This window comes from Nonomuraea sp. NPDC004580, assembly GCF_040609855.1.
Taxonomy (GTDB): domain Bacteria; phylum Actinomycetota; class Actinomycetes; order Streptosporangiales; family Streptosporangiaceae; genus Nonomuraea; species Nonomuraea salmonea.
Map to the genome: position 1 here is coordinate 114,677 of NZ_JBEXLH010000004.1, position 24,516 is coordinate 139,192.

At 69.1% G+C, this 24,516-nt stretch carries 23 protein-coding genes; 11 read left to right on the forward strand and 12 right to left on the reverse strand.

The genetic code is table 11. The features are described 5' to 3' along the window. Nucleotides 1–18: 18 nt before the first annotated feature. From ABZW11_RS07650 to ABZW11_RS07680, 7 genes are all read left to right on the forward strand, one after another. On the forward strand, nucleotides 19–1,509 hold the full coding sequence (locus ABZW11_RS07650; protein WP_355413766.1) for a carboxylesterase family protein: 1,491 nt from the start codon (nucleotides 19–21) through the stop codon (nucleotides 1,507–1,509). Nucleotides 1,510–1,856: 347 nt separating this feature from the next. Continuing rightward, nucleotides 1,857–3,242, forward strand: coding sequence for an alpha/beta hydrolase (locus tag ABZW11_RS07655; RefSeq protein WP_355413768.1), 1,386 nt, complete (start codon nucleotides 1,857–1,859; stop codon nucleotides 3,240–3,242). A 10-nt stretch (nucleotides 3,243–3,252) separates the two neighbouring features. After that, nucleotides 3,253–4,341, forward strand: coding sequence for a sensor histidine kinase (locus tag ABZW11_RS07660; protein WP_355413770.1), 1,089 nt, complete (start codon nucleotides 3,253–3,255; stop codon nucleotides 4,339–4,341). Beyond that, a complete protein-coding gene (locus ABZW11_RS07665; protein ID WP_355413772.1) occupies nucleotides 4,338–4,997 on the forward strand; it encodes a response regulator transcription factor in 660 nt (219 codons plus the stop codon). Before ABZW11_RS07660 ends, ABZW11_RS07665 begins: the two co-directional genes overlap by 4 nt. Before the next feature lie 16 nt (nucleotides 4,998–5,013). Next, complete coding sequence (locus ABZW11_RS07670; RefSeq protein WP_355413774.1) at nucleotides 5,014–5,769, forward strand: hypothetical protein; 756 nt, start codon at nucleotides 5,014–5,016, stop codon at nucleotides 5,767–5,769. 537 nt (nucleotides 5,770–6,306) lie between these two features. Continuing rightward, entirely contained in the window at nucleotides 6,307–6,930 is a 624-nt protein-coding gene (locus tag ABZW11_RS07675; protein WP_355413776.1) for a hypothetical protein, read from the forward strand. Between the two features lie 373 nt (nucleotides 6,931–7,303). Then, nucleotides 7,304–7,789 carry a carboxymuconolactone decarboxylase family protein gene (locus ABZW11_RS07680; RefSeq protein WP_355413778.1) on the forward strand — a complete coding sequence of 162 codons (486 nt, stop codon included), beginning with the start codon at nucleotides 7,304–7,306 and terminating at the stop codon, nucleotides 7,787–7,789. A gap of 506 nt (nucleotides 7,790–8,295) precedes the next feature. On the opposite strand, the gene ABZW11_RS07685 is transcribed toward ABZW11_RS07680, so the two are convergent. The 3 genes from ABZW11_RS07685 to ABZW11_RS07695 all read right to left on the reverse strand — a co-directional run bounded on the left by ABZW11_RS07685 (nucleotide 8,296) and on the right by ABZW11_RS07695 (nucleotide 12,055). Further along, nucleotides 8,296–8,967, reverse strand: coding sequence for a MerR family transcriptional regulator (locus ABZW11_RS07685; RefSeq protein WP_355413780.1), 672 nt, complete (start codon nucleotides 8,965–8,967; stop codon nucleotides 8,296–8,298). 9 nt (nucleotides 8,968–8,976) lie between these two features. Continuing rightward, nucleotides 8,977–10,389: a serine hydrolase domain-containing protein gene (locus tag ABZW11_RS07690; RefSeq protein ID WP_355413782.1), complete on the reverse strand. Its 1,413-nt coding sequence runs from the start codon at nucleotides 10,387–10,389 to the stop codon at nucleotides 8,977–8,979. 424 nt (nucleotides 10,390–10,813) lie between these two features. Beyond that, on the reverse strand, nucleotides 10,814–12,055 hold the full coding sequence (locus tag ABZW11_RS07695) for a cytochrome P450 (protein WP_355413784.1): 1,242 nt from the start codon (nucleotides 12,053–12,055) through the stop codon (nucleotides 10,814–10,816). 236 nt (nucleotides 12,056–12,291) lie between these two features. Here ABZW11_RS07695 and ABZW11_RS07700 point away from each other — a divergent pair, with 236 nt between their 5' ends. Then, nucleotides 12,292–12,978, forward strand: coding sequence for a DUF4158 domain-containing protein (locus ABZW11_RS07700; protein WP_355413786.1), 687 nt, complete (start codon nucleotides 12,292–12,294; stop codon nucleotides 12,976–12,978). A 627-nt stretch (nucleotides 12,979–13,605) separates the two neighbouring features. Beyond that, nucleotides 13,606–13,893, forward strand: a complete 288-nt coding sequence (locus ABZW11_RS07705; RefSeq protein ID WP_355413788.1) for a Tn3 family transposase — start codon at nucleotides 13,606–13,608, stop codon at nucleotides 13,891–13,893. A gap of 60 nt (nucleotides 13,894–13,953) precedes the next feature. Here the strand turns inward: ABZW11_RS07705 and ABZW11_RS07710 are convergent, their stop codons facing one another. The 5 genes from ABZW11_RS07710 to ABZW11_RS07730 form a co-directional block, all read right to left on the reverse strand. Next, entirely contained in the window at nucleotides 13,954–14,436 is a 483-nt protein-coding gene (locus ABZW11_RS07710; protein WP_355413790.1) for a carboxymuconolactone decarboxylase family protein, read from the reverse strand. Nucleotides 14,437–14,516: 80 nt separating this feature from the next. Further along, complete coding sequence (locus ABZW11_RS07715; RefSeq protein WP_355413792.1) at nucleotides 14,517–15,968, reverse strand: MFS transporter; 1,452 nt, start codon at nucleotides 15,966–15,968, stop codon at nucleotides 14,517–14,519. Between the two features lie 11 nt (nucleotides 15,969–15,979). After that, nucleotides 15,980–17,128 (reverse strand): serine hydrolase domain-containing protein, encoded by a 1,149-nt coding sequence (locus tag ABZW11_RS07720; protein ID WP_355413794.1) that lies wholly within the window; start codon nucleotides 17,126–17,128, stop codon nucleotides 15,980–15,982. Nucleotides 17,129–17,230: 102 nt separating this feature from the next. Further along, nucleotides 17,231–17,959 carry an SDR family NAD(P)-dependent oxidoreductase gene (locus ABZW11_RS07725; protein ID WP_355413796.1) on the reverse strand — a complete coding sequence of 243 codons (729 nt, stop codon included), beginning with the start codon at nucleotides 17,957–17,959 and terminating at the stop codon, nucleotides 17,231–17,233. 190 nt (nucleotides 17,960–18,149) lie between these two features. Then, a complete protein-coding gene (locus ABZW11_RS07730) occupies nucleotides 18,150–18,758 on the reverse strand; it encodes a TetR/AcrR family transcriptional regulator (protein ID WP_355413798.1) in 609 nt (202 codons plus the stop codon). A 115-nt stretch (nucleotides 18,759–18,873) separates the two neighbouring features. Between ABZW11_RS07730 and ABZW11_RS07735 the strand changes: the two genes are divergently transcribed. Beyond that, nucleotides 18,874–19,695, forward strand: coding sequence for an SDR family NAD(P)-dependent oxidoreductase (locus tag ABZW11_RS07735; RefSeq protein ID WP_355413800.1), 822 nt, complete (start codon nucleotides 18,874–18,876; stop codon nucleotides 19,693–19,695). A gap of 313 nt (nucleotides 19,696–20,008) precedes the next feature. Here ABZW11_RS07735 and ABZW11_RS07740 read toward each other — a convergent pair whose 3' ends face one another. Then, on the reverse strand, nucleotides 20,009–21,238 hold the full coding sequence (locus ABZW11_RS07740) for an IS701 family transposase (RefSeq protein WP_355414056.1): 1,230 nt from the start codon (nucleotides 21,236–21,238) through the stop codon (nucleotides 20,009–20,011). A 242-nt stretch (nucleotides 21,239–21,480) separates the two neighbouring features. Between ABZW11_RS07740 and sigJ the strand changes: the two genes are divergently transcribed. Further along, on the forward strand, nucleotides 21,481–22,368 hold the full coding sequence (sigJ, locus tag ABZW11_RS07745; RefSeq protein ID WP_355413802.1) for an RNA polymerase sigma factor SigJ: 888 nt from the start codon (nucleotides 21,481–21,483) through the stop codon (nucleotides 22,366–22,368). A 777-nt stretch (nucleotides 22,369–23,145) separates the two neighbouring features. Here sigJ and ABZW11_RS07750 read toward each other — a convergent pair. The 3 genes from ABZW11_RS07750 to ABZW11_RS07760 all read right to left on the reverse strand — a co-directional run bounded on the left by ABZW11_RS07750 (nucleotide 23,146) and on the right by ABZW11_RS07760 (nucleotide 24,443). Next, on the reverse strand, nucleotides 23,146–23,799 hold the full coding sequence (locus ABZW11_RS07750; RefSeq protein WP_355413804.1) for a hypothetical protein: 654 nt from the start codon (nucleotides 23,797–23,799) through the stop codon (nucleotides 23,146–23,148). Between the two features lie 274 nt (nucleotides 23,800–24,073). After that, nucleotides 24,074–24,208, reverse strand: a complete 135-nt coding sequence (locus ABZW11_RS07755; RefSeq protein WP_355413806.1) for a hypothetical protein — start codon at nucleotides 24,206–24,208, stop codon at nucleotides 24,074–24,076. Continuing rightward, complete coding sequence (locus tag ABZW11_RS07760; RefSeq protein WP_355413808.1) at nucleotides 24,180–24,443, reverse strand: hypothetical protein; 264 nt, start codon at nucleotides 24,441–24,443, stop codon at nucleotides 24,180–24,182. The genes ABZW11_RS07755 and ABZW11_RS07760 overlap by 29 nt, the downstream gene beginning before the upstream one ends. Nucleotides 24,444–24,516 lie beyond the last annotated feature (73 nt).

A 24,516-nucleotide genomic window follows, 5' to 3' on the forward strand; every position in this document is an offset into this window, starting at 1 on the left:
CCAAGGGAAGGAATCGTCATGTCCGAAGAGCCGAAGGTACGAACCGCAGAAGGCGTGGTGCAGGGGCGCCGGCGGCAGGGCCACGCGGTGTTCCGTGGCATCCCGTACGCCCGCCCCCCGGTCGGAGCGCTCCGCTTCGCCGCGCCCGCGCCGCCGCACCGCTGGGAGGGGACGAGGCAGGCGGTCGAGTTCGGCCCCGTGGTGCCGCTGTCCCTGCCGATCGACGTGCCCCCGCAGGGCGGCGACTGGCTGACGCTCAACGTCGGCACGCCGGATCCCGGCGCGGCGGGACTGCCGGTGCTGGTGTGGATCCCCGTGGGCGGCTACCTCTCGGCGGCGTCGAGCGACCCGATGTACGACCCGGCAGCGCTGGCCGAGGCGGGAGTCGTCGTGGTGACCATCAACTGCCGCGTGGGCGCGGAGGGATTCGCGTTCCTCGACGATGCGCCGCCCAACCGCGGATTCCTCGACCAGATCGCGGCGCTGGAGTGGGTGCAGCGCAACATCGCCGCCTTCGGAGGCGACCCCGGCCGGGTCACCGTGGGCGGGGTGTCCGCAGGGGCGGGCTCGGTCGCCGCCTTGCTGACGATGAAGTCCGCGCGCGGCCTGTTCCGGCGGGCCATCGCCCACTCGGTGCCGATGCTGCACAGCACCCCCGCGCTGGCGCGGCAGGTCACCGCCGCGTTCGCGGACCGGCTCGGCGCGGCGGCCCCCACCGCCGAGGCCCTGCGCGACATCGACCCCTGGCACCTGGCCGCAGAGCTCACCTCCTTCAACGCCGGCCTCCACGCGCACCGGGAGAGCTGGGGACGCCTCACGGAAACCGGCACCGCCCTGTGCCCCGTCGTCGACGGCGAGGTCCTGCCGGAAACGCCCTGGCCCGCACTGACCGGCGCGCGAGCGAGCGGGACCGAACTGCTCGTCGGCCACACCCGGGACGAGTTCCGGTACTTCAGCGTCATGGGCGGACGGTACGGCACCTTCACCGAGGAGGACGCCCACGCAGCCCTGGAACTGCTCGCTCCGCAGCCGGGCGGCGCGCGGGCCTACCGTGCCGCGTACCCGCAGGCAGGCCCGGAGGAACTGGTGGAGACGGTGTACTCCGACGCCCTCTTCCGCATGCCGTCACAGAAGCTGGCCGAGGCGAACGCCGCAGCCGGCGGCACCTCGTACCTGTTCGAGCTGTGCTGGGCCTCCCCGGCCCTCGGCGGCATCCTGGGCGCCTGCCACAGCCTCGACGTTCCCCTGGCGTTCGGCACGCTGGACAGCCCCGTCGGCACCCAGCTGATCGGTGAGGAGCCCACGCCCGAGGCCGTCGCGCTCTCCCGCGAACTCCAGGAGGCATGGGTCCGCTTCGTCACCACCGGCGACGCGGGCTGGCCCGCCCACCGGCCCGGTGAGCACCTCACCCGCGTCCTGGACGCCGAGCCGAAAACCCTGCCCTACCCCGAACAGGCATCCCGCCAGATCTGGGCGGACCACTTCCCGGCCCCCTTCGATCTCCCGTGATGGGGGGAGGTCACCAGCGGATCCCAAGGTATGGAGCGTCCGCCGCCGAGCAGACCTGGTTCGCCCGGATTGCGGCGTGGCTGGACATCGAACAAGGGCCCGTATCCGCGCGTCGGTGGCCGAACAGGAGACGTCCGCATTCGCCGGCGAGACGCACCTTCGCCACCGCGTCCGGCCTCGAATGACGCCCGACGCCGCCACCCTCGATCCTGACAGGATCTCCGCAGCCATCGTTGCGGGCTCCACGGCGCGCAGGCAGCGCCTCTGCTCCCGGGCGTCCAGCGGCCAGGCAAAGATATGCAGAAGGGGGGACGCGTGGACGGAACGGCTCCGGCGATCCTTCCGGCATGAACATCGTTGCCTCACTCGTCGTCGGCGCGGTCACCGCCGTCGCTCCGGTCACGGCCACGCCGCTGTCGTGGCAGGACTGCGGGGACGGTCTGCAGTGCGCACAGATCCAGGTGCCCGCCGACTGGGCCCGCCGAACAGGGCAGAAGGCCACGATCGGTCTCGCCAAGCTGCCGGCTCAGGACCAGGCCGGCAAGAAGGGCGTGTTGCTGGTCAACACTGGTGGGCCTGGCGAGCAGATCGGGCTTCTCCGTCAGGCGAAGGAGTCCTTCGCAGATCTGACCAAATGGTTCGACGTAGTGATTTTCGACCCTCGGGGGTTCGGCAAGTCCAGCGTGATCAACTGCCCCATCTCCGCACCGTTCGCCACCGAGTGGGTGTTTCCGAACAAGGAGGCATACGACGCGTACGCTGCGAAGAACCGCGCTTTTGGGCAAGCATGCGCCGAAGAGGCCGGACATCTGTCAGGAAGCCTCAACTCCTGGCAGATCGCGCACGACATGGAGGCGATCAGAAAGGCCCTGGGACAGGCCAAGCTGACCTACCTGGGAAACTCGCACGGCACCGTACTCGGGCAGGCCTACGCCGAGTTGTTCCCCCGCAAGGTCGGCCGGATGTATCTCGACAGCGTCTTCGACCACACCACCCCCGACCTGCGCGCCTGGCTCAAGCCCCGGGCCACGGCCCTGGAGGCCAACTTCAAGCGCTTCGCCGTCTGGTGTCAGAGCACCGCCACCTGCGCGCTGCACGGCAAGGATCCGGTGGCCGTCTGGGAAGAGGTGATGGCCAAGGCCCGCCGCGAGCCCATCCCCGCCCCCGAAGCCGGTCCCGGCGTACGCATCAGCGAGACCCAGATCGCCTCCCGCGCCCACTTCACCCACGAGGCCACCTGGGAGCGCCTGGCCGCCGGGCTCGCCCGGGCACAGGCCGGCGACGCCTCGTTCTTCGCCAAGGTGCAAGGAGCGCCGGACCCCGACCTGTCGCGCGTCATCCTCTGCGCGGATCTGCCCTACCCCGGGTACGGAAAGGTCAAGAAGCTGGAGGGCGTCCTGCGTCGCGATACGCCCCACATCGGGTGGCGGGCCGTGTGGCTCATGGCCAACCACTGCGCCGGCCTCCCGCCAACCAGGACGTACGCGCCTCACCCCATCAAGGCGCCCGGCCTGCCCCCCGCGCTCATCGCGGGCGGCGAGTACGACGACAACACCCCGACCGCGGACGGCCGCCGGCTGGCCGCCCAGCTTCCCGGGGCCCGCTTCCTGCCGGCCGTCGGCGGGCACGCGCTCTATCTCTCCGGCCACCCGTGCGTACGCGAGCACGTACACCGCTACCTGGCCACGGGCCAGATGCCGCCGCACGGCGCCTCCTGCGGCCCGGCGAAGTAGCGTTGCCGCTGTGTACGCCAGAGAGGGACTCTTCGTGCTCGCGGCCACGGCCGCGCTCATCGCATTCGCCATACTCGACGGCGAGCCGTCACCGTGGCCTGAGCTGCCCCTCCTGGCGGGTGTCAGCCTCGCCGCTGCCCTGCCGCTGACGTTGCGTGCCCGCTTCCCGCTGACCGGAGCGTTGCTGTCAGCGGCGATGGCTCTGCTCGGGCTGGCGATCCCAGGGTGGCAAGGCCGGCTGGTGGCCATGGTCATGTTCGGCGCGGCGGCCTTCCGCCTGCCGCGCCGCGCCTGGCTGGTGATGAGCCTGTCCATCGTCTGGACCACCGGTTACGGCCTGCTCATCCCGCGGGCACAGGCGGGGCTTTCCGCGGTCACTGACCTGGTCATCATGGGTGTCGCTCCGGTCGCGATCGGCCTCGCCCTGCAGCTGTACGGTGAGCGGGCCGCGCAGGCGGCACGGCTCGACCACGCCGAGGCCCGCCGCGCCATGGCTGAGGAACGCGCCGCGCTCGCCCGCGAGGTCCACGACAGCGTCGGCCACCACCTCACCGCCATCCGCATGCAGGCCACCGCCACCCGCCGAGCACTGCGTGGCCAGGCGCAGACCGCCGACAAGGCGCTGGGCACCATCGCCGAGCTTTCCGCAACCGCGTTGAACGAGGTGCGCGCCCTTCTCGACTCACTGCGTGAGGCACCCACCGGACCAGACCTGGAAGAGATCGAGAGCCTGGCCAAGCGGCTCTCCACCCCACGGCTGCCGATCTCGGTCCACCGCGCCGGGGCCGGCATCACGCTGCCTCCCGCTGTCGGCCATACGGTCTACCGCGTCGTACAAGAAGCGCTCACCAACGCCGTCCGCCATTCCGGAGCGGGCCACGTGGACGTGCACGTGGTGTGCGACCCGGCCGCTGTGACGGTTTCGATCACCGACGACGGCCACGGCCGCGCCGGGGCGGAGGGGCGGGGCATCAGAGGCATGCGCGAGCGGGTGGACCAACATGGCGGCACGTTCGTGGCAGGCCCGGGGCAGGATCACGGCTGGCAGGTGGAGGCCGTCGTGCCGATCGGGCCCGTCGGTTCGAGGAGGGCGGCATGATGATGCGAGTGGTGATCGCCGATGATCAGCCGGCCGTACGTGACGCATTGCGCGTGACACTGGACGGCGAGCCCGACATCAAGGTGGTCGGTGAGGCGGCCGACGGAGCAGAGGCCGTCCACCAGGCGCTGTGGCGGCGCCCCGACGTGGTGGTGCTGGACCTGCGCATGCCGTACGTCGACGGGATCTCCGCGATCCGGCAACTGGCCGGCATGGAAGCTCCGCCGAGGATGCTCGCGCTGACGACGTTCGACACCGACGAGTACCTCTTCGGGGCACTCCAGTCGGGGGCTTCGGGGTTCCTGCTCAAGGACAGCGACCCCGAACTGCTCCTGGAGGCGGTGCGAGCGCTGCACCGCGGGCACGGGCTGGTGGACCCTCAGGTCACCACCCGGTTGATCCACCGATTCGCGAGCCTGTCGCCCGCGTCCCCCGCCGAGGCGCACAAGCGGCTCACTGCTCGTGAGCTCGAGGTGCTCCGGCACCTGGCCCGCGGGCTGAGCAACGCGCAGATAGCCCGAGCCCTGACCATCGAGGAAGGCACGGTCAAGAACCACGTCGCGAGTCTGCTGCGCAAACTCGGGCTGCCCACGCGGGTGCGCGCCGTCATCTATGCCTACGAGCACGGCCTGGCACCGCGCCACTCAGACACCTGATCTCCAAGGAGGTTCCATGCCCTTGATCCCTCGGGGGGCAAGCCGGCGCCGGAGAGGCTGGTGGATCGCGGGCACAGTCACCGCGGTTCTCCTCACCGCGGCCGTGGCGCTGACCGCGATCGCCTTCCCCTCTGTTGCGGCCACCACCTGTCCCGGCTGTTATGGCCTGGAGCGGCTCCAGGCCGGCGTGTACGCCGAACCCGGCCTGGCGCCGGCCGAGCGCCGGCACGTGGCTGAGGTCGTCGAGCAGGCGAACAAGCGGGTACGTGCCTTCTTCGGCGGACGGGCAAGCACTCCTGACATCCTCGTTTGCCTGTCCGACGACTGCTACCGCAGGATCGGTGGTGGCCGGGAACGCGGCATCGCCGTACTCAACCGGTCGGTGATGCTGTCTCCGCGCGGCGTCGATCCCGTGATCGCCTCGCACGAGCTCACCCATGTGGAGCTTCACGCCCGTCTGGACGGCGCCGAAGTCCCGCAGTGGTTCGATGAGGGCTTGGCCGTCCTGGTCAGTGATGATCCCCGATACCTCGCCCCGGCCGGCGACCGTTGCCTGCGCGACTCCCGCCGAGCTTTGCCGGCGACGCTCGGCGACTGGCTCCGCACGGCATCAGCGGAACCCCATGTGTACGCCGAAGCCGCCTGCCAGGTAAGCCGTTGGGCAGCGACGAACGGCGGAGAAGAGGCCGTACCAACCCTTATCGAACGGCTGTCAGCAGGACATGCCTTACCTGACATTCAGCTGCCGGCAGCAGCCGTGACCACAGGCTGATCGCCCTTACCCTGACCAACGACGACCGGGGTCAATGAAGACACGTGGAAGCCGCTCAGGCGGTTCGGCAAGCATCTGCTGTCGCCGGTGAGCGCACGCGCCGGTTCGGCCGCGAATTCCGAAGAAACCACAGGTCAGATCCGGTTTGGCGGCCCATCACATGGTTCTTAACGGCACCCCGACTTGTCGGTCCGCATCCCTCGCGGTGGCGCCGGAGGAAGCGTACGCGATCGGGCTGATCCGGTGGCCGGTTTCCGGGTCCGGGCCGTCGGCAGCCGGCATGCGCCGATCTACGGCGGCAGACCCGACTGTGTGAACCTTGGTTATCTCGTGGAAGGCACGCTCTACCGTCCCGGCGCGGCGGCGGAACCGCCGGGACCGTGGGCGTGATCCTCGGGGAAGGCGTGGCTGTGGTGCAGGTGCATGGCTGCTCCAGGCGTCGGGAGGAGAACAGGTGAGGAAGCGAACAGGCGCATCGGGCGGGCGGCGTGCTGTTCGGCGGTGATGTCGAGTAGTGGTGCTGAGGCGGCCGTTCCGATGCTGCTCGACCCCGGTCTCGGTTATCGCCTGCGGTTGCGACAGACTGAGGACATGACCGAGGTGCGACCCGCTCCGAATGCCGATGCGGCTCGATGGTTGCTCCGGGCTGATGTCGATTGGTGGGATCTTGTTCGCTACGGCCCACCAGGCTTCGACGTGTACGTGCGTATCGCCTTTGCCCATCGGATGGAGGGTGTCGCCTCGGAGGGAGAAGATCGCGCCGTTCGCGTGGCACTCACGACTCTCGCGACATGCACGGCCACGCCTTCCAACGGATACGCGGCGATCTGGGAGGGGTGGACGGGCGGGGACCCGCCGACTCCTGAAGCGCCGCGGGTGGACATTCCTCATCGAGAGATGCTGCTCTTCACCGGCCCTGTCGAAGTATTGAGCGACGCGCCCACCCTCGCCTGGTACGGCTCTGCGCTGGGCGATCAGGACCCACACCTCGTGTGGCCCGAAGATCGGGCCTGGTGCCTGGCCTGCGAGGTCGACGAGGAGATCGAGTTCACCGTCGGATGTTCCGTCGACGCGTCCCAGGCTCTGACCGAAGCCCTGCCCGGTGCTGTTCGACGGGTGCACTACGGAGAGCCGGCACCGATGTACCGCGACCCGGCCTAACGGGCCCAGTACTCCCGAAGCTGCGCCGAGCCGCAAGGTAGCCGACCCCTTGCCCGGCTGACCACGGCCGCCGGGCCGCGTGCGGTGGGCGGTGAACGCTTCGGTGGCGGAGTCCACGGCACCACCGAAGGAGGGTGCCCGGGCCGTCCCCGCGGTCAGCTCGCTGCGTTCGTCCATCACCGGCTCCTGCCTGTCCGTTCTCGACCGTGCCATGCACAAGATGCCGGTCCCCGCCGTCCGGTGACACCCGTGGACGGTGGCGCACGTCACATCGCCGGCCGGTCACGGGGACCGGGCCCCCGGCATCTCCATGTCCGTCAGGCCACCGCGCGGACGATCCGCGGTGCGCCACCCCACGAGTGAGGACGAAGTCATGGAACCCCGTATGAACCTGATGGCCAGCGAGCTCGGCGCCAAGATCAGCAAGCGGATCTACAACGTAGCCCTGGCCATCGAGCGGTCGCCGCTGCCCAAGGCCGTCCAGGACCTGGTGATGCTGCGGGCCAGCCAGATCAACGGCTGCGGCTTCTGCGTCGACTACCACACCAAGGACGCCGCGGCGGTCGGGGAGACCGCGGTCCGGCTCCACCTGGTCGCCACCTGGCGTGAGTCGACCGTGTTCACCGAAGCCGAGCGGGCCGCGCTGGCGCTCGCCGAGGAGGGCACCCGGCTCGCCGACGCCCACCACGGCGTGTCCGACGAGACCTGGGCCCGGGTGCGCGAGCACTACGACGACGACCAGCTCGTCGCCCTGGTCTCCCTGATCGCCATGATCAACGCGACCAACCGGCTCAACGTGATCGTGCGTAACCCGGGGGGCTCCTACGAGCCCGGCATGTTCACCGGCCTGTCGAGCTGATCGGCGGATGAACCGAGGCCCGGCCCGAGATCGTTCGATCGGGCCGGGTTTGCGCATTCCGGGCCTGGGTGGCTCGGGTCTGAGTCGACGCCGTCCAGGACATCGGTGAATCCAGGAAAGGACCCAAAATGTTGATCGAATACACGTTGCGCGTGCCCGGGCGAGTCGGATCGCCCCTGACCGATCGATCAACGGCACCCCTGCAGGCCGACTAGGGCGCGCCCCACGCCTGGCTGGCCTTCGATGAGCGGTACGCGGTGTGCTGTACACGAGCGGGCTGGTCGCACGCGCATGGGCCGACGCACCATCGTGTACATGACGACCGCACTCGGCGCCTCCCTGATCGGCGACCGCTCCGGCTTCCCCCGGCCGGACAGCCACCCGGGTGGGACCTGGGCGGCGATCTCGATGGCGCGTGGCCTGCGGCGCATGATGAATGTGTCGCCTCCGAATGCAAGCCCGTAGTGGCGTAGCGCCACGATCCGGTCGGGTCCTCCCCGAAGGCCTTACTGCTGGAACCGCAGGTCGACGGCGGTCAGGAGGTGGGCGACTGACGGGTTCCTCACTGGCAGGTCGGGGCGTTTCGCGAGCCAGCGTTGGCTGCGGGTGACCAGGCCGGTGTGGCGGGGATCGTCGGGCGGCCAGTCCAGGGCGGCGTCGTGGTCGACGTAGATGGCCTGAAATTCCGGATCGTTGATGGCGTCGAGTTTGTCGGCGATCCACAGGGCCGCGTCGGCGGGGGAGACCGACTGGATGAGGATCCACACGTCGCGTTCCATCTGGATCATGCGATCGCTGACGCCCAGATCGCGCAGCCGGTCCAGGAAGGCCGCCACGTCGGCCGAGACGAACAGCCGGTCGCCGGCCTGGAGCTGGGCGATGCGTTCCCGGGTGCGACGGAGCTCCTCGGCCTTGCGCTGCAAGTTGTCGTCGATTTCGGTGATGGCCGCTTCGAACTGCTCGCGCGAGGCGGCGAAGAGTTCCTTGACGCGGGCGAGCGGCACGCCCGCCTCGGCAAGAGTTCTGATCTTGACGAGGTCGATGGCGTGCCGCGCGGTGTACCGCCGATAGCCCGAGCTGTCGCGGGGTGGTTCTTCGAGCAGCCCACGCTGGTGGTAGTGACGGACCGCCTTGGTCGTCACACCGGCGAAGGCCGCCAGCTGGCCAATGGTGATCACGGGCTCAGCTTAGACCCGGCCGAACAGTCGCCCGCCGAGGTCGACGCCGACCACGATCCCGTGCGGGTCACGGCTGAAGAAGCCACGCTGACCGACGAAGGCGCCGCTGGTGATGACGTACTCGTCCCCAGGCAGCAGCCCGAACTCGAAGGGTTCGTGGTCCTGCGGCAACTCCACCTCCGCCATCTCGCGAAGCTCCGGCTTGATCTTCGCCTCGAGGACCAGCCGTGCGCCTTCCGCGCGGATCTGGAGGGTCATCGCGTCGTTGGCGTAGTTTCCAATGATCTGAGCCGCCTTGTCATGATCGAACGGCTCAGGCTCCGGATCCTTGTCGATCACGCCGATGAAGTGCTCCAGCGCCCATCTGACGATCTCCTGGTTGCAGGGAATGCCGTTCGGGCCGGCGTTGGACGCGACGGCCACGGCGAAATTCCTTTCCGGCACGACCAGCAGTTCGGCGAACTGCCCATTGGCCGACCCACCATGACCGGCCAGCAGCACACCGTCGCGCTCCCGCAGGAACCACCCGAGCCCCACGCCGTCCCCCATGCTGCTCGCCCGCAACACCGCGGTCTGGACCCGCATCGTGCTCCGCACCTCGGCCGACACCACCTCGGCCCGCTCTTCACCCAGATGGAATCTGGCCCAGCGCAGCAGATCACCGATCGACGTCGCGATGCCGCCGCCCGGAGCATCGCCACGCCAGTGCCGCCACGGCCGCGAGACCGTCAGCGTGCCCCCCTGACCGAGGTCGTGCCCGACAGCGAACCTCCTGGTCATGACGTCCTCACGGGAGAAGAAGCTGCGCTGGAGCCCGAGCGGCTGGAGCAGCAGTTCCGCGACGGCCCGCTCGAAGGTCATGCCCGTGACCTTCTCGATCACCCTGCCCAGCAGGTTGTAGCCGCCCTGGCTGTAGGAGGTGCGCTCGCCGGGCTGGGCGATCGGCGGCAGAGCGGCGAAGTAGTCGACATACCTGGCCAGCGCGTCATCGTTCTCGCCGGTGTCCTCCATGACACCCCAGTCCAGCCCCGAGGTGTGATTGACCAGATGCTTGATCGTGATGTCGGACCGGCCGAACTCGGGCACGTACGCGGTCACCGGCGCGTCCAGGTCGATCTTGCCCTCGGCGGCCAGCCGCATGATCACGGTCGCGGTGTAGGTCTTGGTGACCGACCCGAGCAGGAACAGCGTGTCCTCATTGACAGGCAGCGGATTCTCGACACTGGTCACCCCGTGGCCGGCGAACACTTCCCGCCCATCGACCCACACGCCGACAGCCAGCCCCGGGATCCCGTGCCTGTCAGCGGCGCCCTCAACGAACTTCTCCAACATCGCGTGCGACATCTCCGGTTTTCCTTCCGTTTCGGCGTCACACGCATCCTCAAACCTTGCCCTAGGGGCAAGGTCCAGCCCTGACGGCAAACTTTTCAGCCGTGCTCCGCGGCGGCTTGAGCGGAAGGGCGCGGATTCGCGGCGCGGAGGGCCGCGGCAGGAAGGGAGGCAGGCAAGACGCCGCCACGATCTGATCGGAGATCTCGACGGACACCGCTTCGCTCAACCTCAGGGAGCGAGCGGTCGCCAGCTTGCCGATCTCCACCAGCAGGGTGTCCAGCCCCAGCGGCCAGCGAAACCGGTAGCTAACTCTTCGCATATCCCCTCATTGACCCTCAGGACCGGCCGGGGTGGCGGCTCGCCGTAGCTATTGGAGGTCCGGGCCGAGACCTCAGTGTCACGGAGATTGGGCTGACAGCATCGAGGCTCTCCGGACGATCAGCGAAGCACTGATGCTCGTGACCATCGGCATCCCGGCCCCTGCCGTCGCTGATGGCCGCCCTTCACCGCTGTCTCAGGACCAGGTGACCGGCAGGGAATGCACGCCGAAGATGAGCATCTCGTCGCGTACCGGCACCTGCTCGGCCGGCACCGCCAGGCGCAGATCCGGCAGGCGGGAGATCAGTTCGCCCAGGCCTATCCGCATCTCGATCCGGGCCAGCTGCTGACCCAGGCACTGGTGAACCCCATGCCCGAAGGCCAGGTGCGGAGTACGCGAGCGGTGCAGGTCGAACGCGTCGGGATCGGGCCAATGCCGCGGGTCCCTGTTGGCCTCGGGCGTGGCGATCACGACGGTCGCGCCAGCCGGGATGTCCACCCCGCCCAGCGTCACCGGCGCCGTGGTGACCCGGCTGACCCCGAGCTGGATGATCGACAGGAACCGCAGCAGCTCCTCCACCGTGTTGTCGATCAGGCCCGGATCGGCACGCAGCGCCGCGAGCTGGTCGGGATGCTCCAGCAGCGCGAACGTACCCAGACCCAGCATGTTCGCCGTGGTCTCATGGCCCGCGTTGAGCAGGACGAGTGCGACATCGACCAGCTGCGCGTCCGTCAGGGGCGGGTCGGCGTCGTGGATGAGCCCGGACAGCAGGTCATCGGCGGGGTCCGAGCGCTTGCCGGCCACCAGCCGCCGCATGAACGCATACAGCTCGGCGCGCGCCGCGGCCTGCTCCTCCGGGGTCGAGTTCGCGTTCAGCCCGACCGCCGTACGCTCCTGGAACTCCGCACGGTCGGCGTAGTCCACGCCCAGCAACTCGCAGATGACCAGCGACGGCAGCGGCAGCGCGAACGCCGGCACCAGATCGGCCTCCGTGCCCGCCGCCCTCATCGCCTCGATGTGCTCGACCGCGATCTCCGTCACCCGCGACTCCAGCTCCCGCATCCGCCGCACCGTGAACTGACCCGTCAGCAACCGCCGCAACCGGGTGTGCTCAGGCGGGTCCATGAAGATGAAGAGCCCGTCCTCGCGCTCCGCCACCGCTGCCCTCGGCGGCTCCGCCGCCTCCATCTCGGCCACCTCGTGCGGCTGCAGCGACGTCGCGTCCCGATGACGTACCTTGTCGGCGCTGAAACGCGCGTCCGACAACACCGTACGGGCCTCCTCGAACCCCGTCACCAGCCACGCCCGCGCGCCATTCAGCAGACCCAACGGCCGGACCGTGCCCTCCCCCCGCAGGCCCGGCGGCGGATCGAACGGGCCACGCCCCCGCTCCACCATGTCCACCGGCAGGATCCGCCGCATCCCCGTGGTGCTCACGCTCGGGGACTTCCTGGTCAAGCTGTGGTCGGCCATCAGCACGTTCCGTTTCTCGAAGAGGGCTTTAGAGTACGCGGCTGTATCTAATGGTGGACACCATAAGTCAACGCAATAAGATACGCAAGTGAATCGTAAGCACGAGCGGATCGCGGGTGAACTCGGGGCGCAGGCGGCGGCACGACGCGCCACAGCGGCGCATCCCGTCGACGCGGCCCCGCACTCGAGGACGCGTGTCGGTGGCGAAGTCGTACAGCGATCGCCCGCAGACGCCGTACGAGCACGCCTCGAAGATCCGGACCATGCTGGGTTGTCGCGAGTTCTCCGCCGCCGAGGGGGAGGTGGCGAGGTTCATCGCCTCCCGGGTGCGCAAGAGCCGGGACTCGCGCCGGGAGCTGTTCTACCGGGCGGTGCTGTGGCTGATCACCGTTCGGGTGCTGTTGCCGGGTATCAGCACCTTGTCCCGGCTGGTCACTGAGGTGCGCCGGGCTGAGCTGGAGGCGATCAATCGTGGCCCGGCCGAGGCTGCGCCGCCGCCGATGAGGGCCGAGCTGGTCGCAACCCTGCAGGTGCCGGACGGCAAGAGGGTCTCCACTCTGGAGTGGATGCGTACGGCGGTGACCAAGCTGTCGGGCACCGCGATGGAGCAGGTGCAGGATCGCGCCTCGTACGTACTGGGGCTGGGCACCGGGGCGGCGGACTGTACCGCGGTGGCACCGGTGAAGCTGGCCGAGCTGGCCCGCTTCGGGATGACGGCCAAGGCGTTCCGGATCGAACAGCTGGAGAAGGACCGCCGCCTGGCCACCCTGCTAGCCACGGTGCGGCAGATGGAGGGCACCGCGGTCGATGACGCGCTGCTGCTGTTCGACCTGCTGCTGTCGACGGTGCTGCTGGCCCGGGCCGGCCGGACCATATCGAGCAGGTGATCTCCCGGCAGCAGCCGGCGGCCGCGGTGGAGACGGTGCTGGAGCTGCTGCCGCTGCCCAGCACCGAGGACGACGGCGATCTTGAATGGCGGGTGGAACTCCTCGACTGCTTCGGCACGGTCCTGCACGCGGCCCTGCGACGGCGCGACGTCTACGCGGTCGGTGCCGACAAGTGGGGCCACCCGCGCGCCCGGCTGCTCGAGGAACGGCCGTGGGTGCGCGAGCGGGCGGCGGTGCTGACCGCGCTCGGGCTGGACGCCGATCCGGCCGTGCATCTGCGTGAGCCGGCCGACCTGCTGGACGGCGCCTATCGGGAGGTGGCCGCGATGCTGCCCCGCATCGAGTATCCCGAGCTGCTGCTGGAGGCGCACGCCCGCACCGGCATGTTCGACTCCTTCACCCATATCACCGGCTCGCACGTGCGCCGCGATGACCTCGACATCACCCTGGCCGCGCTGACGGTGGCTCGCTCGTGCAACGTCGGCCTAATCCCGGCGGTTCGTTGTCCCGGTCGGGTCGTTATATGCCCGTCCATCGCCTCTGTATTTCGGGGTCGGGAAGAGGCCGAAGGGCGCCACCTGGTTGAACGTCGTCCCGGACAAGGTGATGGGCTAGGGCGGGCTGGTGGTGTCCGGCACGCTGCGCGACTCGCTGTACATTCTGGACGCCATCCACCGGCTGGACGCCGCGGAGCAGCCCGAGGTGGTGGTGAACGACACGGGCAGCTACAGCGACCTGGTCCATGGCATGCTCGCGATGTGCGGGTATCAGCTCGCGCCCCGGCACGCCGACATCTCCGACACCCAGCTGTGGTGGATCGACACTGCGATGCTGGAGGGCGGCCTGACCACTGGGACGCGCGCCACCAATGGGTGGGGCGACTTCAACGGGTCCGTCGCTTGGACTCGGCCCTGATCTGGCCCCGGGCAGGGCGAGGCACGGGTCGCCGTGTCCTCGCCCTGGGCGTTGCGGGCGTTACGGTCTCCACTGCTCCGCCGGCGACACACCGGGAAGCGGCTTGCCGATGAGGGCCAGAGGGAGGAAGAAGCAGACCTGGCCGATCGCCATGATGAGCGTGGCCAGGGCCCTGTCGTCGTACTGCTCGGACGCCCGGGCGTACAGCTCGTCGGGGACGCGCTCGCCGGACGGGTTCGGGGTGAGCACGGCTTCGACCAGTTCCAGCGCGATGCGTTCGGCGTCGGTGAAGCAGGGCGCGTCCCGCCAGGAGGCCACAGCGGTGATGCTCTGCTCGGTGGCGCCGGCCTTGCGGAGGTTGCCGGTGTGCAGGACGGTCAGGTACGTGTTGCCGGCGATCTGGCCGGCGCGCAGCTGTACCAGGCCGATGGTGGTCTGCGGGATCGTGCCGTTGCCGGTCGCCCTGTACAGGGCGCCGCCGATGTCCTTGAGCTCGGGGACGAGCACGGCGGGGTTGGGCAGGCGCGACTCGGTGGTGGTCATGGTGGAGGGTTCCTTTCTGAACGGTGTTTCGCTGCTCTGACGGATCGCACGGGGCGAAGGTGACCGGTGAGGCGATCTGTTCATCTGGACGTGCTGCCGAGCGTTTCCGGCGTGCGTTCGCTGTCGCGGTTCGCGGGCCGGGGGCGCAGGAGCAGGACGGCGGTAAGGATCGCGGCCAGGTAGAAGCCGCCCGCTCCGAGCAGACCGGCGGTGTAGCCGCCGGTGAGCGCGTCGTGCAGGGGGGTGCCTGCCGGTTGGCCCGTGGTGGCGGCGACGGCGATACCGGCCAGGACGGCCAGGCCGAGGGCGCCGCCGATCTGCTGGCTGGTGTTGACCAGGCCGGAGGCGATGCCGGAGTCGCGTGGCGCGACGCCCTGGACGCCGCCGATGGTGGCCGCGACGAAGCCGATGCCCAGGCCGATGCCGCCGACGAGCTGGGCGGGCAGCAGCACGAGCAGGGGGTTCTGGTCCGGGGTCAGCAGGCTGAGCCAGCCCATCGCCGCGGCGGCCACCGCCATCCCGGTCGCCAGGACGGTCCGGGTGGAGGTGCGGGCCTGCAACTGGGGGCCGATGAGGCCGGAGCCGAGACCGATGCCGATGGCGAACGGCAGGTAGGCCAGCCCGGTGATCATGGGCGAGTACTGCTTGATCGTCTGCATGTAGAGGGTGAGGAAGTAGAAGGTGGCCAGTTGCCCGGCGCCCATGAGCAGCATGACCAGGTTGGCGCCGAGCCGGCCGCGGTCGGCCAGGACGCCTGCGGGCAGCATCGGGCTGCGCGCGGTGCGCTGGATGAGCGCGAACGCCACGAGCAGCGCGACGGCGGCCGCGCCGAAGGTCAGGGTGAGCCCGTCGCCGACGCCGTGCGAGCCGGCCCGGTTGATCGCGTACACCAGCGAACCGAGGCCGAGGGTCACCGCGGCGGCGCCGGGCAGGTCGATGCCGCCGCGCTCGCGGGTGCCGGGCACCAGGGCGGATGTTCCGGCCAGGACCAGGAGCGCGATGGGGATGTTGACGAACATGATCCAGCGCCAGCCCAGGTACTCGGTGAGCGCGCCGCCCAGCAGCAGGCCGATGACCGAGCCCAGGCCGCCCGTGGCGCCGTAGACGCCGAGCGCCTTATTGCGTTCCGGCCCGGCGGGGAAGGTGTCGGCGAGCAGGGACAGCGCGGCCGGGGCGACGATCGCGGCGCCGACGCCCTGCAGGACCCGGGCGGCGATCAGCACGGTTCCACTGCCGGCCAGGCCGCCCAGCAGGGAGGCGGCCAGGAAGACGACCAGCCCGGCACGGAACAGCCTGCGGCGGCCGAACAGGTCGCCGGCGCGGCCGCCGGCCAGCAGCAGGCCGCCGAAGGCCAGGGCGTAGGAGGTGAGCACCCAGTCCAGGTCGGTCTCGGTGATGCCGAGCCCGGTTCCGATGACGGGCAGGCCCACGGTCACGATGGTGCCGTCCATTACCATCAGCAGCTGCGCGGCGGCTATCACCAGCAGCGCCAGGCCGCTTCGTTCAGGACGAGGCGAGGTGTGCGGACTCATCTGAAGGCTCCTCAGGCGGCGGTGGCGGCGCGGTGGACCGCGGCGGCGAGCCGGTCGTGCTCGGGGTAGGACCAGCCGAAGCCGAAGCGGCGCCGTGTGTAGCCGAAGGCGATGCCGCTGAGGGGGTCGGCGAAGGACTCGGAGCCGGCCGAGCCGTCATGGCCGAAGGCGCCGGCGCTGAGGAACGGGTAACGCAGGCCCTTGGCCTGGAACCCGAGCGCGTAGTTGCCCTGCTCGCCGCGGACCAGATCGTGGCCGGTGGCGTGCAGCATCGAGAACTCACCGACGGTGTCCGGCTTGAGCAGCGGAGGATGTCCGCCGACGCCCCAGACGGCCGCCGCGTACAGGGCGGCCAGGCCGCGCGCGCTGCCCACCCCACCGGCCGAGGCCGGGCCGTTCGCGTGGACGGCGCGGTCGTTGGCGAAGGCCACCTGATCCAGCGGCGGCGTGCTGTTGAGCCCGTAGCCGATGCCGAGGATGCTGTGCGGACCCGGCACGCTCGACCAGAACGCGGCCTCCTGCTCCGGCGTGGCCGTCCACCACTGGATCGGCCGGAACCGGCCCTCCTCGGCCTCGGGCAGCCCCAGGTAGAGGTCCAGCCCGTACGGCACCCGGATCCGCTCGTCGTAGACCTGCTGCAGCGACTGCCCGGTCGCCCGCCGGATCACCTCGTTCACCATGGCGAACGAGACGAACCCGCCATAGCCGTAGGCCGATCCCGGCCGCCAGTACGGCCGCTGCCCGGCCAGGCGACGCGCGATCACCGCGTCGTCGGCCAGCTCGGCCGCCGACAGCCCGCCGTCGACGCCGATCACGCCGGAGCGGTGGGTCAGCACGTCCCGCAGCGTGATCCCGTCCTTGCCGGCGGCGGCGAACTCCGGCCAGTGCCGGGCCACCGGCTCGTCGAGATCGAGAGCCCCCTCCTGGACCAGCAGCGCCGCCACGAGCGTCGCGGCGCCCTTGGTGGAGGAGTAGACCCCGGTCAGCGTGTCGCCGCCGACTTCGTCCCCAGCCCACAGGTCCACCACCTGGCGGCCATGCACGTGGACGGCCAGCTGCGCGCCCACCTGGCCGTCCTGCTCGGCCACCACCGCGGCGAACTCCTCGCGTACCGGCTCGAAGCCGTCCGCCGCCGTTCCGTGAATATTCGTCCTGCTCATTGTCAGAACCTTTCTTGAGTGAGTGCTGGTCGCCGGCATGACGGTCGGCGCGGGCGAAAGGTGACCGGCGCGGCCCCGGGGACAGGGCGTCTCCTCAGGGGTTCACCAGGGGAGAGGGCCTTCGTCCTGAACAAAGGCGGCGGTGGGGCCGTCGGCGTCCAGGAACGCCATGACGAGGATCGGCGCGGCGCCCTGCTCGGCGCTCTTGATGCCGGCGCCCTGGTTGATGTCGGTCCTGACCCATCCGGGGTCAACCGCGTTGACCTTGATCGGGGTGTGCCACAGCTCCTTGGCGTAGGACACGGTGATCATGTTCAGCGCGGTCTTGGCGGAGCAGTACGCCAGGTTGAGCCTCGGCCACAGCGGATGGTCCTGGTTCAGGGCGCGCCCGATGGAGCCGCGCTCGCTGGAGACGTTGACGATCCGGCCCGCGGGCGAGCGGCGCAGCAGCGGCAGCATCGCGTTGGTGACCTCGATGACGCCGAACACGTTCGTCTCGCTGACCGCCTCGCCGGAGCGATCGGACAGCCGGGTGACGGCCTCGGTCAGCTCCAGCGCGGCGCGCTCGGCGTCGGTGTAGAAGGGCGCCTCCCGCCAGGCGGCCACGGCCGCGATCCGCTCGACGCTCTCCCCGGCCTTGACGAGGCTCTGGTTGTGGGCGTGGACGCAGGCCGAGCAGCCGTTGATCTGGCTGGTGCGCAGCGCGAGGATCTCCTGCAGCTCGTGGCTGATGTCGCCGTGGCCGATGGCCTTGAAGATGGCGCCGATGCCCTTGAGCCCGTCGGGCAGGACGTAGGCCGGGTTCGTCAGAGACCACCATCTCCGCGGCACCCAAGCGGACGCCCTGAACGCCTGGAAAGCTGGGACAACATGCTGCGCGGTGCCGGGCTGGCGGAGTTCAACGACACCTGACCTGGGTTTGTGGTCAAGGGCGGCCGGGGCGGGAAGGGTCCTTCCCCGAAGTCAGATGATGGGCGTTCAGGAGTCAGGAGCTGACGGGCCTTGCTGTACGGGTGTGGATTCACTCCTGTTCAGGGGCGAAAGCTCTGAGGGTCGCGTCGACGAGCGCGTCGGCGTATGCGGCGGTCAGCGGACCGCTGCGGTGCAGCCACCGCTGGAAGAGGGGGGCGTAGAGCACTTCGAGTGCCAGATCGAGGTCGGCGTCGGCGGCGAGCTGGCCGGCCTCTTGGGCGCTGCGCAAGCGTGCCTTCTTCGCCTCCTCCAACGGCTGGGACAGCTTCTCGCGGTACTCGGCGGCCAGCGCGGCATCGTTGGAGATCTCGGTGTTGAGTGCCCGGATCAGCCTGTCCAGGGCCGGGTCGGCGAACTCTTCGGCCGTGGCGCGCATGACGAGCTTGAGGTCGGCTTCGAGATCCCCGGTGTCGGGCAGCGCGATCGACTGACCGTCCGCGTCCTCGCTCAGGGCCAGGAAAGCGGCGAAGACGACGGCGCTCTTCGTCGGCCAGCGCCGGTAGATCGTCTGCTTGCCGACGCCGGCACGGGCAGCGATGGCCTCGACCGTGACCTTCTCGTAGGGCTCCTCCGCGACCAGGGCGCGGGTGGCCGCGAGGATCGCCTGGCGGGACCGCTCCTTGCGTCGGGAGTGGTCCGGCCCTTGCTCGTTCGGCATGCTGCCAGGATACCCCAGAACAAAACGAGACGGTCCGTATTGATTAGTCGAGGGCGATGTCCTAGAGTCGAAACGAATCGAGACGAACCGTATTGTTTACTGAGAGTGAGATATCGTGACGAACGCCAGAGTGTGGCTCATCACCGGAGCCTCCCGAGGCCTGGGCCGAGCCTTCACCGAGGCCGCCCTCGCAGCCGGAGACCGCGTGGTGGGCGCCGCCCGCAACGTTGATCCCCTGACCGAACTGGCCGAGAAGTACCCCGGCCACCTGGTCCCGCTCTCGCTGGACGTCACCGACCGCCGGGCCGTGCTCGACGGGGTGGAACGGGCGGCGGCCGCGTTCGGCAAACTGGACGTCGTCGTCAACAACGCCGGCACCATGCTTTACGGCATGGTGGAGGAAGCCACGGAGGAACAAATCCGGGCTCACCTGGACGTCAACTTCTTCGGCGCCGTGTGGGTGGCCCAGGCGGTCCTTCCCCACCTGCGCGCTCAAGGCGGAGGACGGCTCCTCCAGGTCACCTCAATGGGCAGTGGCGGCGGCATGGCCACAGTCGGCTTCTACGGCGCAGGCAAGGCCGCGCTGGATTCGGTCAGCGAGGCCCTGGCGATGGAGGTCGAGGAGTTCGGGGTCAAGGTCACCATCGTGCAGATGGGCGGCTACGAGACCGGCCTGTTCACCACCGGCACCACGACCACCGAACCCCTGGCGCACTACCAGCCTCTGCGCACCGAGATGGAGGCGATGTGGGGCGAAGCCGTCAGCCCTGAGCCAGCCACCGCCGCTCCGGTCATCATGAAACTGGTCGCACTGCCGGACCCACCCCGCCGACTGATCGTCGGCAGCCAGTCCTTCGACCACGTTCTGGAAATGGACCAGGCCCAAGCGGATCTGTACCGGTCCTGGGAACACCTGAGTCGTATCGCCCCTGGCTGACCGGATCTCCGTGCCATGACCTCCCGTCCCGCTGCGCAGGCGCCGAGGCGAACTCGTGCTGCAAGCCCCCGCGCCGTTGATCGCAACGATGCTCGGCCACCACTCACCCTGGAGCAAGCACGCCCCCGGCGACCACAGAAAGTAACAACAGACACCACCGCGAAGACAACACCGACTACCTGATCAGCGACTCTTGCCAGTCGCGTAGGCCGACGTTCCTCCTGCTCATCGTCAGCAACAACCCTTCGTCAGGAGTGTTGGTCGCCGACATGACGAACGGTCCACGGATTAGTACTCCAGTGACACTTCGAGATCATGGTTCGGGTCTGCGCTGGTAGTGGCAGCGTCGGGCTGCTGCTTGGTGGCGGCGACGCCAGTCTGACCAGCGCAGAACGTGCGCGGTCGAGGGGTGCCGGGTCAGGACGAGTGCGGCCAGGAGCCGGCGGATCTCGGGCAGCGTCAGCGGGATGCGGTCGTCGGTGGTGCTGGGTGGCTGGGCGGCGGCGATGGCGGCCAGCAGGGCCAGGGCGAGCATGGCCAGAGTGATGTGCCGGTGCCAGGGCGTCCAGCCGCGCACTTGGTAGTGGTCCAGGCCGACCTGGCCCTTGGCGGCTTGGAAGGATTCCTCCACCGCCCACCGGATACCCGCGATCTTGACCAGGGTCATGAGTGGCTGCCGGTCGGGGGCGTAGCAGCGGTAGAAGGCCAGCTCGCCGGTGGTCAGGTTGCGTCGGATCAGCAGCCATCGATAACCGTCGGCCTGGCCTTCGTCGATGCGGGCCCAGGCCCAGGCGTACCAGCGTGGGCCCTTGGCGCCCTGGCCGGCGCGGTAGCGGTGCCAGTGCCGATCGGCCACCCGGCCTGCGACCTCGGTCGCGCTCAGGGCGACGCCGTCCAGTTCGACGCGCCGGTTACCGGCGATGGCCAGCACGTAGCCCGTCCGGCGGGCTTCCAGGGCGGCACGCAGGCGCGGGTCCTGGCCGTAGACCTCATCGCCGGTTGCCCAGGCCGCTTGCACGCCGGCCTCCAGGGCGGCCAGGAGCATCGCCGTGGCCAGGGCGGGCTTGGTGGCGAAGGCCGTCTCATCTGGGACACCGGCGGCCTGGCAACGGCCGGGGTCGGCCAGCCAGGTGTGCTCGGGCAGGTAGAGCCGCCGGTCCAGCAGCGCCCGCCCGGCCGGGGTGGCGTAGGCCAGGAACACCCCGACCTGGCAGTTCTCGATCCGGCCAGCGGTGCCGCTGTATTGCCGCTGCACTCCAGCAGAGCCGGTGCCCTTCTTGACGAACCCGGTCTCATCCACGATCAGCACGCCGTCCGGGCCGAGCCGGTCGACGACCAAGGCACGCACGTCATCGCGCACGGCGTCGGCATCCCATCGGGCGGTACGCAGCAACCGCTGCAGCCTCTGGGGACCGGCCAGCCCAGCGTGTTCGGCGAGGTTCCAGCAGTTCTTGCGGTCGAGGTCGGCCAGCAGTCCGCGCACGTACGCGGTCGCGGCCCGGCGGGGCTCGACGCGGCCGAACCGGCCGGCGATCCGGGCCATCAGCTCATTGAAGATGACCATCCAGCCGTCAGGGTCTACGCTGTGGCTCGCGGCCACCGCACGATCTTTTGTAGTCCTCACAAACCACGAATGATCACGCGGTGGCCGTCGCCATGTGACCCCGACCCCTCAAGATCGCGAAGTGTCACTGGAGTATTAGGTGACCGGGCGCGTACGCGGTCACCTTTTCTTGGTTCGATGCGTCAGCGCTTTGACGTGACTGAGATGAGAGGAAGACAACCGTGACGCCCCATGACTTTCTGGCCGACCAGTTCCAGGGGCACCGTCCCCATCTGAAGGCGGTTGCCTACCGCATGCTCGGCTCGCTGAGCGAGGCCGAGGACGCGGTCCAGGAGGCATGGCTGCGGCTGGCGCGCTCGGACTCGGGCGACATCGACAATCTCGGTGGGTGGCTGACCACCGTGGTCGGCCGGGTGTGCCTGGACATGCTGCGTGCCCGTAAGTCCCGGCGTGAGGAATCGCTGGAGGAGCGCCTGCCCGATCCGGTGGTCAGCCTTGCGGATGCCGCCGACCCGGAGCAGGAGGTGCTGCTGGCCGACTCGGTGGGCCTGGCACTGCTGGTCGTGCTGGAGTCCCTGACCCCGGCCGAACGGCTGGCGTTCGTGCTCCATGACATGTTCGGCCTGCCGTTCGAGCAGATCGCGCCCATCGTGGACCGCACCCCCGGGACGGCCAAGAAGCTCGCCAGCCGCGCCCGTCAGCGCGTCCGCGGCGCGATCCCGAACCCCGACCCCGATCCAGCCGATCAGCGCCGCGTGGTGGACGCGTTCCTGGCCGCCGCCCGCGGCGGCGACCTCGCCGCGCTGGTATCCATTCTCGACCCCGACGTGGTGCTGCGCGCCGACGGCGGGGTGCTCACCGGCGGCATGAAGGTCCTGCGCGGCGTCGCGGCCGTGGCCGGGCAACTCGCCACCTTCCAGCGCATGGCCACCAGCGCCACCACCCACCCGGCGCGCGTCAACGGACTCGCCGGCCTGGTCAACACCATCGATGACCGGCTCATCTCCGTCATGAGCTTCACCATCGCAGACGGCACGATCTCCACCATCGACATCCTGTCCGACCCCGACCGGCTGGCCCGGCTCGACCTCACTCGCCTAGAGCCGTGAACTCGGCCCACGCCCGGGACGGCTTCCTCACAGACGTCTCCAGGTGGCGGGCTGTAGTGGCGCCGACGACTGAACATCCGCCACGTGCCGTGCCCGATGCGACAGGGAGGTCACTTCCCTGTCACATACAAGATCCTTCCCTCATTCCGGCCAGCGGTTCCGACTCGTGCCTCCAGGGTCGAAGGCAACACGTTCCCTGTCACATAGGAGCCCGCCGGTGATCCCCGAACCCGCGCCAAGGGCGACCCCGACCGGCAGAGCGCCGCAGGCGCACTCGCGGCCTCTCGGCGAGATCGCCGCGGCGACGAACGCGCCGGGCCTAATGGCTGTTCCTGAGGTTCCTCCACCCCGATGAGACTTCGTGTCCTGTTTCAAATGAGGTGGCATAGACCGGGCCGCTGACCTGCGGCGCGCCAACTGATTTGAGACAACATGAATGTGAATGTCTCAACGATCATGGCGTGCCTGGCTGAATGTCTCAAACCAGTTGGCGTGTGATCACGGAATGGTGCTGGGAAACCAGACGTCCATCTCATGAGACTGCCTGGCGGGCTCCTTGGTGTTGAATGCCTGGCCCGCCGCGCGCAACCCGGCCAGAGACGCGCACGCCTCGACGCCCCTGTCGGGTGTGAGCGGTCACGAGAAAACCCTGGCTGGCGGCCATGTCGGTCCAGATACGTGGCCAGCTGGTTCCCGGTGGACGGCCAGGAGAAATCCGACGGCCAACACCCTCCTGCCCGACTTCGCCCGGGCTGAGTGCTCCCCCCACTACTACTCTTACTCTGTGGAGATCACATCCAACCGGCCTCCGAGAGGGCGGACCCACTGTTGTCCCCGGGCGAATCGGTCGACGTCCAAGCGCACGCCGGTCATCGCTTCCACGGTCGCCAGCGCGGTCTCCCACTCAGGGTAAGGAGCGGAGGGTGTCACACCGGCGTGGTCGTCTGTCCGCTTCTGATCGGCAAGAGCGCGCAGGGCCCCCAGGTAAGAATCCAGAGCACGGGGATTTGGGCCCCAGCACTCTGAAGCCTCGGGATAAAGGGTGTCCACCTCCGTGACGAGCTGCCCATCAGCCGCGTAGAACAACCTGTTCGCGGCGTTGATCAGATACCAGAAGCCCCACGCCTGCGCGTTCTCGGTCAAACGGGCCCATATGTCGGGACCGTCGATATAGACGTTGGCCGCCAGCACGATCACGCCGTGGTCGCTCTGTTCCAACACGGCATGTTCCGCCGGTTCCAGCACCGTTCGGAGACCCGCCGTGTTGGGGTTAGCGCCCAGCCGGCGAGCGACATCGGCGACCGTGAGGGGGCCCTCACTGCCTCGCACGACCATCCAGAACAGCGCGCTGGTGCTGCCATCCTTCACCTGTTCCAGATCCTTCAGGAGCTGTATGTAGTAGTTGATCATCTCGGGCGTGACCGGACTCATGCGTCTCCTCCTCGACAAGCGAGGCGACAGCATAGCGACCGATCACGACATTCTTCGATCATGAGGAGGAGCCCAACCGCCCACAATCGCCGCCAGGCGTCCGCGTGCGACCTCGCATGACGGTGGTCGTACGACCTCATATGTAGGTGAGGCTCCGGCGAGTTGACCCGTTCCTCGCCACAGAGTTGATCATCCTTCGGATTGTCGGCAGGCCAAGCAGACAACCCGAAGGATGACAACTTTCATGATCCTGGATCAGGAGTCCTGGATGAACCTACGCCGTTTCCGCGCCCTGCATCAGGCGGGTGCCCGGCTGCACGTTCATCCCTAGCATGCGGCAGGCCGTGCGGAAGTTTGCCGAGATGAACACCTTGCCCTCGTCACAGACGATCGTCTCCGGGACGATCACGCCGCGCCGCGGCGTACTCCAGGCGCTCATCCAGCTTCAGCAGGCGCTCATAGGGCAGCACCGAACGCTCCATGGACAGCGCCTGGGACCAGCCTGGACCCATCGGCTCGGGGGTGACCGTTCGCGCCAGCAGTAGCGCCGCATCCACCGACGTGGTGGCTGGTCGTAGCACGTCCGCCGTGACGGTGCGCGTGGCCAAGTCCACTATGCCCGTGAGCTCGACGCGCCTGGCCACGCCAACCAGGTGAGACGGAACGGCGAATCGCGCCAGATGGCTGAGACACACGCCAGGTCATGTGAGACAGGAC